The following is a 6,785-nucleotide window of genomic DNA, read 5'->3' as shown; positions in this document are numbered from 1 at the left end:
TACAAGATTCGGTTTGGACTTTTCCCGTTTCACTCGCCGTTACTCAGGGAATCCTAGTTAGTTTCTCTTCCTCCCCTTACTATGATGTTTCAGTTCAGGGGGTTCCCCCTCCATTGCTGGAGTGTCACGATTCCCGAAGGAACCATAACAAGAAGTCTCATTTGGGCATCCTCGGTTCTACAGCTGCGTGCGCTTACCCGAGGCGTTTCGCTGCTTGCCGCGCCCTTCTTCAGCGTTCAAGCCTGGCCATTCACCAGACGGCGTAGCATATCGAGCTTTTTTGGCGTGTAGGTGAATAGGTGTTTGTTTAGTGTAGGTTTGTTGGCAATTTGGGCTTGCTCCTGTGTGGTGTTCATTGTGAGCTTGATGTGCCCATTTTCTGAGCTCACTTGCATTCTTCACCTTGCAATCGTTTGATTGAAGGCTGCATCTACTCTTTGGCGTTTGTATTTTCGCCAAATTGTTTTAGAAGCGGAGTTTTGGGATATAAGAGTTACTGTGTCGTTTGTAGTTGTTTCTGGTTTTGTGGCGAGGTTTGTCGTGATGTATTTTTTACATATTTTTGTCTATTTTTCCGCCTGTTTCTATATGGAAACGGTGGGATAAAAGAGATTCGGTTGGGTTTTAGCGGCTTTTCGATGTATTTATGTGGATGAAGTTTTGTAATATGGGTTTTGTAGGGACGTAACATGTCTGAAAGCGAGCGAGTTACTATGACTCACGGTGCTGGTGGTGCGGTGATGGCTAAGTTGATTGAGAAGTATGTTTTGCCTTATCTTGGCGGTTTTAATGGAGCTGAGGTGGGGTTAGAGGTATTGGATGACGCGGCTGTTGTGGACGGTGTGGTATTTAAGAGTGATTCTCATGTTGTTCGCCCGATTTTTTTTCCAGGTGGGGATATTGGCAGGTTAGCAGTGGCTGGAACGGTGAATGATCTGGCTGTTTTGGGAGCTGAGCCTGTAGCCTTGGCTTGTGGGTTTGTGTTGGAGGAAGGGTTGACGTTTACCGATTTAGAACGCGTTTTGGTAAGTATGAAAGCCGCGTGTGAGGAGGCAGATGTTTTTGTGGTGACTGGAGATACGAAAGTTGTAGAGAAAGGCAGCCTTGGAGGTTTAGTGGTGAATATGAGCGGGATTGGCAGGCGGAGTAAGGCTTTAGATCATAATTTGGCTGTCGTGAGGAAGTATAGAAGCCAATTTGGCACACGTTGGATCTTGGATAAAAATCTGCAGGCTGGTGACAAGATTATTTTGTCTGGAACGGTCGGTGATCATGGATTAGCTGTTTTGTCGGCGCAAGAAGGGTTGGCGTTTGGTAGCAGGATCATGTCAGATGTTAAGCCTTTGAATCATATGATTGGAGAGGTGTTAGATGTTGGAGGCATTGTATCCATGAAGGACCCCACCCGAGGAGGGTTGACGAACGCTTTGAATGAGTGGAGTAAGAAAGCAAGTGTAGGAATTCTGGTGCATGAGGATAAGATTCCGATTCGGAAAGATGTGCAGGCAGCATGCGAGATGTTGGGAATTGACCCGTTGGAAGTTGGAAATGAAGGAAAAGTGATCATTGGGGTTGTGGAAAAGATGGCTGAAAAAGTTTTAGAGGCGTTGAAAGCTACTGAAGAAGGAAAAGATGCAGAGATTATAGGTAAGACCACTGACGAGTTTAACTTGGTAGCTATGGAAACAGTAGTTGGAGGCAGACGAATTTTACCGACACCAGTAGGTGATCCAATACCGAGAATATGTTAGATTATTGGTTTCTGGGATGTAATATATATGGATGAAGAAGGGCTTTGCGGAATTCATGAAAAAAATGTGCGCGCGCAAATTATTGTTATTTACAAGATAACCGCAGAGTATACTCCAAGATTCTACGATATTACTAAAGCTCGAATTCATCGCACTTTAAACGGCGTTCTATACCCCTTTGCTACCAACTTCTCGTGAATCGCGCTCTTTAAGGCGCTTAATCCTTCTCCAGTCTTTGCACTCACTGGGAACACTTTATCCGCAACAGCTGAGATATGTCCGTTGCTGATCCTGTGCATGAACTCTTTTAGGTTAGCATCTATTTCCTTCTTGTCGGTCTTATCTATTTTGTTAGCCGCCACCAAGGGAAACTCACGTAACGTCTTAGCTAGAAACTGGATCATCTCAACATCTATCGAGATTATCCCCTTCTTTTCCAAACGCCATGATATTTCTAGGAACGTGGATATGTCGAGAACGTGGATAGCTAAGGCTATGTTTTGAGCGTTAGACTCTAAGAAACGGATGATCCGATTCTTCCTCATATTCTCTAAGCGCTTAGAGATACCCATGATCCTGCCAAAACCAGGCATGTCTACAAGAACTAGGCTACTGTTTAAAGGATATTTCGATATGTTTCGTGTTGTTCCCGGACGCTTTCCGGTTACTACATCTAAGCCTACAATTTCTCTGATGATGCTGCTCTTACCTGCATTAGGTCTTCCAGTGAAAACCAAATACTCCTCAAGCATACTAATTATTATAGGGAAGGAACCTGATTTGCTTATCCCCTTCACACATGTATTTTACATGCATGCATCGAGGCTTGCGGTGGCAACGATGTTCTTTATTCCTATTTCAAGTTTGCCATTGATTATTATTCCGCCCTTATTCAAGGTTTCAACAACCTTCTTCAGAGCTCTCACTGCATCCCTCCCGGATCGGGCTCCTGTGCAAACCATCTTGCCAGTGCTGAAAATCAGGGTAGTTGTTCTCGGCCTCTTCAGCTTAAAGACCAGCCCGGGAAATCGTTTTGGCTGATAATTAACCATTGGAAAAGCCTTCACCACCGCGCTTAAGTCGATCCCATGCTTCAGGGCGGCGCAGGCAACGACGTTCTCGATCTTAACAACAGGCTTAACCAGCGGCATAAAAAAACTCTACCAAACTAAAGTCATCGTGTTTTAAATATGTTCCACGCATGTTCTCAAAATTAAGCGCACGCAAATGTCGAAGACATCCCCGGCGATATAAAAGAAACACTTAGAGAAGGTTTTTACACATTTATTCCTTACTGTTTGATGGAGAGGCCGTATATATGGTCGGCAGATAAACATAAACGGCTTGAAAAGAGCCAATTTGTTGAAGATCTTGGTGACGTAGGTTATGGAGTTGGATCGGTTTCTGTCTAGAAAGGAGATTTTGATAGATGATGCTGGATGGGGAGACCTTATTTTAGGCGTGGTAATCGGCGCCCTCAAACTTCCAGAACGCAGGTACATGGAACGCAGAATCTCGGTCTCCTCCTTCCAGCCGCCCAACTTCGAAAATAAACAGTACTTGGATGACGCCGTGAAGATTGCCGAGGAGATCGTTGAGGTGATGCAGCCTGACAGGGAAACCCGTTTCAAGGTCTGCTCAGGATATGTTCTCTCCAGCATACGTAGACACCTGCGAGATCGGGGATTCAACATGGAAGAAGTACAAATCGCTGGCGACCTCCAAGAGTTGGTTGAGAGAAGCTACGTAGAATGGTGCAAAGAAGTGGGAGTGCCAACAGAAAGACTGGGAGACAAGAGACGTTTCTGGACGCTTCTAGAATGGGTTGCGGAAAAACCCAAAATCAGAGAAAAGCTGGTAAAGACGGGATGGAAGAGTTGGAAAGAAAAGTGGCGAGAAAAAGCATTCAAAAAGAGGTTTCAAAAGGAAACCTCGAGATAACAAGACGGATTGTTGAAAGGTTTTCAGTGCGCGCTTTAGGGAAAGGTAGAACCAGTCTACAAATCAGAAGAAAAACTTAAACCCCGATAATTTAAACCAATTTTTGAATCTTCGACAAATGTTCTCGGTTTATTCAGAAATCGGTTTAGCTTTGACGGCTCTTGGTCCTCTACCTGTGTCTGTCACTTCGAACTCTACTTTTTCTCCTTCTCTGAGGCTGCTTTTGCCCTGGATATCCGAGTTATGAACAAAGATTTCTTTGCCATCTTCGCATTTAATGAACCCGTAGCCTCTCCCGCCGAGCCATCTCACCACTGTACCCTTTGTCACGTATTTTACCTCTTTTGTTCGTTTTGGCTTTACTTTCTCCTTGGACTATATATAGCTTGCATTTGCGCGCAAAACAGCAGAGCATTAAATGAAAACTTGGCATTGCAAGTAATTCTTGAGAAGTGGTTAGAATAAGCAAACGTATGGAAAGATGGATAATTCATCTAATAGCTGGATTAGATGAGCATATTAATGAGAAAACACGAGCCAAAGTGTAGGAGCAATGCAGGCGACAATGTCAATCGCGAGGTTTTGTTAGGAAGGCGCAGGGCATCTATCAAAAATCGAAGAACATTGATGCGTTTCTAGATGAGTTTGGGAAAGTTTACAAGCATCTTCACCTTGATGGAGATAAAGTGTATATTATTTAGCCAAAATGCTACTGTTCGCATGTGAACAAGATTCCACCTAGGAAACTCTCAGCAACATACTGCAACTGCTCTCGAGGATGGGCGAAGGAGTTGTTCGAGGGAGTATTGGGACGACCAGTTGGGGTCATTATGGAAAAATCAATCATAAAAGGAGACGATCAGTGCAGGTTCAGAATTGTTCTATAAACAGCTTTTTCTTGACAAGTTCGGAAACAGTGTTTAGAGATTTTGTCCCTTCATCTCCATAGGTCCGGGTATTTCGCCGCTTTCACAACCTTCCACTTCCCAAACAAGTCCTTCTTGTAAAAATGATACAAGCCACAATGTGTACACTGTAAAATCCGGCGGCCTTTCTTCAAGTCCAACATGTACAGCTCCAAGACATTGCCACAATCAATACACACTCCCCTATGTCTACGCCGCTCCTCCTCACCTAAGACGCCCGCCATGACCATCACGCGCATTCTTACAAATCCTCTCTGACACAATATAAATAATTCCACAAAAAACGCCATCTTCCCTATCAAAAACCGAATAAGACAGCCTCTCCACAACGCCAAACACACACCAACAAACCCGCCAACAACACTTTAAAACCCCACTACACAAAACAAACCTGACAATGACAATCAAACTCGTAATCTTTGACATCGACGGTACAATCGTCCAAACCTACAGCTGGCAACATCTACACCAAAACCTAGGCACATGGAACCAAGCCAAAAAACACCACAACCAATTCTTCCAAAACAAAATCACCTACAAACAATGGGCACAACAGGACGCCGCCCTCTGGAAAAACCAACCCATAGCCAAAATCAGCCAAATCATCAACCAAATGCCTTATACAAAAGGCGCCAGACAAACCATAACCACTCTTAGACAGAACAACATTGAAACATACCTCCTAAGCGCTGGGCTCACCCAAGTCGCACAAAGAATCCAAAAAGAAACAGGCGTCAATGGCTACACAGCCAACACCCTCATTACAAAAGACGGCATCCTAACAGGCGGAGTAGAAGTAAACGTGTCATTCCACAACAAAGACAAACACCTACCTCACATCCTCCGAAAATTCAACCTCAAACCCAAAGAATGCGCAGCAGTCGGCGACGACCCCACACTTGTACCCCTCTTCAAAAAAGTCGCACTTGCCATAGCCTTCAACCCAACCAATAAAGGCATAGAAAAACATGCAAACATAACAATCAAAAGTGACGATCTCCGCGCAATCCTGCCCTATATCTTCAAACAACACTAAAATTAAAAACCACGATCCAACATCAATAAACAACAGCGCGGGGGTTCCCAAGCCAGGTCTAAATCGGGCATCTAAACCCCAAGGATAAGGGGGAGGACTTAAGATCCTCTGGCGAAGGCCTTCGCGGGTTCAAATCCCGCCCCCCGCACCTGCTCAACCCTTCCTTCGACACGTTTTGAAGAAAACTTACGCGACGGACAAGACTAGTTCTTTGTAAACCTTAAGGAAAACCTTAAACTGGCATTTGCTCAAAAGTCCCAAACAACAATGTGTATGCTCTTTACCTGCCGTCTCGATTCACCGTTGTTTTCAACACATTCACATAATCAACAAATGTGTAACCTTCCTTAAATTGAAACTCTTGTCCAAAGTCGGAATAAAGACAATCCAAAATCACTTTTTCCACCACTCTTGCCCCAGAACTTAGGAATCTGTCCAATCCTTCAGCGAAAGTTTCCAGTTTTTTCGGAATATCCTCTTGCCGCAACGAAAGAGCACTCTGTAAATAGTTGTAAATGACCGAGGTCCCCGTATCTCCAAAAACCTGTTTAAGCTGTACATCAATAGTCTTCATAAGCGATTTTTCAAACTCGATTCCTCTTATCATCAACATCCCTCGCTTCTTTACGCTTTCATTAATACCTCAGGCAACTTAATAATTTCTAATCCTCCTTTTTCAAAGGTTACTTGATTGCTGAAAAAGTTTCTCAAACTTGAAGCAACCTTCTCGTCATGAGCACTAGGGTTAAACAGAAATATGGCAGTGGCGTTTATCGAACTTAACATTTCTAAGGCGTAGCGCACGAAATTGCATGCTTTCTCAAATCCTACCTGTAGAATGAGGCTTGTCAAGTTATCAAAAACAAGGTTGAAATTCCCATCAGGGTGACTTTTAAGAGTTTTATTCAAAGCGTCGAGAAGAAGAGATGTGTTGTTCGCAGGTATCAAAATCGCATCAGTGTATCTGTCGGTCTTTGGAGTAGATGCAAGTTGAGTCAATAGTAATAGCTTTACATTTTCTTGTCCACTCAGAATCGTATGAACTACGCTGCCTTTGCTGGTAAATACTATAACTGTTTCAGCGTTTGCAGACGCTTCCAGTACAAAATCGCGAATTGCTTCTTCATAATT

Annotated in this window: 10 protein-coding genes, 1 tRNA gene and 1 rRNA gene; 5 read left to right on the top strand and 7 right to left on the bottom strand. The window is 43.8% G+C overall.

The window, feature by feature from the left end; translation table 11 throughout:
* A 23S ribosomal RNA gene (locus KAU88_10245) occupies window positions 1–278 on the bottom strand; the annotation flags it as partial.
* A gap of 411 nt (window positions 279–689) precedes the next feature.
* Here KAU88_10245 and hypE point away from each other — a divergent pair.
* A complete protein-coding gene (hypE, locus tag KAU88_10240) occupies window positions 690–1,751 on the top strand; it encodes a hydrogenase expression/formation protein HypE (GenBank protein MCK4478883.1) in 1,062 nt (353 codons plus the stop codon).
* Window positions 1,752–1,897: 146 nt separating this feature from the next.
* Here the strand turns inward: hypE and engB are convergent, their stop codons facing one another.
* Both engB and KAU88_10230 read right to left on the bottom strand, forming a co-directional pair.
* Window positions 1,898–2,548 carry a GTP-binding protein EngB gene (gene engB / locus KAU88_10235; protein MCK4478882.1) on the bottom strand — a complete coding sequence of 217 codons (651 nt, stop codon included), beginning with the start codon at window positions 2,546–2,548 and terminating at the stop codon, window positions 1,898–1,900.
* Window positions 2,549–2,557: 9 nt separating this feature from the next.
* Window positions 2,558–2,902, bottom strand: coding sequence for a hypothetical protein (locus tag KAU88_10230; protein MCK4478881.1), 345 nt, complete (start codon window positions 2,900–2,902; stop codon window positions 2,558–2,560).
* 235 nt (window positions 2,903–3,137) lie between these two features.
* Here KAU88_10230 and KAU88_10225 point away from each other — a divergent pair, with 235 nt between their 5' ends.
* The gene (locus tag KAU88_10225) at window positions 3,138–3,692 is read left to right on the top strand and encodes a hypothetical protein (protein MCK4478880.1); all 555 of its coding nucleotides are present in this window, start codon (window positions 3,138–3,140) and stop codon (window positions 3,690–3,692) included.
* A gap of 129 nt (window positions 3,693–3,821) precedes the next feature.
* Here KAU88_10225 and KAU88_10220 read toward each other — a convergent pair whose 3' ends face one another.
* Window positions 3,822–4,022: a cold shock domain-containing protein gene (locus KAU88_10220; GenBank protein ID MCK4478879.1), complete on the bottom strand. Its 201-nt coding sequence runs from the start codon at window positions 4,020–4,022 to the stop codon at window positions 3,822–3,824.
* Between the two features lie 392 nt (window positions 4,023–4,414).
* Between KAU88_10220 and KAU88_10215 the strand changes: the two genes are divergently transcribed.
* Entirely contained in the window at window positions 4,415–4,579 is a 165-nt protein-coding gene (locus KAU88_10215; protein ID MCK4478878.1) for a hypothetical protein, read from the top strand.
* A 33-nt stretch (window positions 4,580–4,612) separates the two neighbouring features.
* On the opposite strand, the gene KAU88_10210 is transcribed toward KAU88_10215, so the two are convergent.
* Complete coding sequence (locus KAU88_10210) at window positions 4,613–4,786, bottom strand: hypothetical protein (protein MCK4478877.1); 174 nt, start codon at window positions 4,784–4,786, stop codon at window positions 4,613–4,615.
* Between the two features lie 229 nt (window positions 4,787–5,015).
* On the opposite strand from KAU88_10210, the gene KAU88_10205 reads away from it, so the two are divergent.
* Window positions 5,016–5,654: an HAD family phosphatase gene (locus KAU88_10205; protein ID MCK4478876.1), complete on the top strand. Its 639-nt coding sequence runs from the start codon at window positions 5,016–5,018 to the stop codon at window positions 5,652–5,654.
* A 37-nt stretch (window positions 5,655–5,691) separates the two neighbouring features.
* Window positions 5,692–5,802 (top strand) — tRNA-Leu (locus tag KAU88_10200).
* Window positions 5,803–5,934: 132 nt separating this feature from the next.
* On the opposite strand, the gene KAU88_10195 is transcribed toward KAU88_10200, so the two are convergent.
* A complete protein-coding gene (locus tag KAU88_10195) occupies window positions 5,935–6,261 on the bottom strand; it encodes a hypothetical protein (protein ID MCK4478875.1) in 327 nt (108 codons plus the stop codon).
* Window positions 6,262–6,278: 17 nt separating this feature from the next.
* Window positions 6,279–6,785 (bottom strand): hypothetical protein (locus KAU88_10190; protein ID MCK4478874.1); only part of this gene is annotated, 507 nt, incomplete at its 5' end.

The organism is Candidatus Bathyarchaeota archaeon, from assembly GCA_023131225.1.
Classification (GTDB): domain Archaea; phylum Thermoproteota; class Bathyarchaeia; order Bathyarchaeales; family SOJC01; genus JAGLZW01.
The sequence above is the reverse complement of the archived record's forward strand: the minus strand, read 5'-3'. Positions and strand labels throughout refer to the sequence as shown.

Excerpts from the sequence above, each read along its gene's own strand:
- hypE (MCK4478883.1), top strand. The coding sequence starts at position 690 with ATGTCTGAAAGCGAGCGAGTTACTATGACTCACGGTGCTGGTGGTGCG.
- KAU88_10230 (MCK4478881.1), bottom strand. The coding sequence starts at position 2,902 with ATGCCGCTGGTTAAGCCTGTTGTTAAGATCGAGAACGTCGTTGCCTGC.
- KAU88_10225 (MCK4478880.1), top strand. The coding sequence starts at position 3,138 with ATGGAGTTGGATCGGTTTCTGTCTAGAAAGGAGATTTTGATAGATGAT.
- KAU88_10205 (MCK4478876.1), top strand. The coding sequence starts at position 5,016 with ATGACAATCAAACTCGTAATCTTTGACATCGACGGTACAATCGTCCAA.
- KAU88_10195 (MCK4478875.1), bottom strand. The coding sequence starts at position 6,261 with ATGATAAGAGGAATCGAGTTTGAAAAATCGCTTATGAAGACTATTGAT.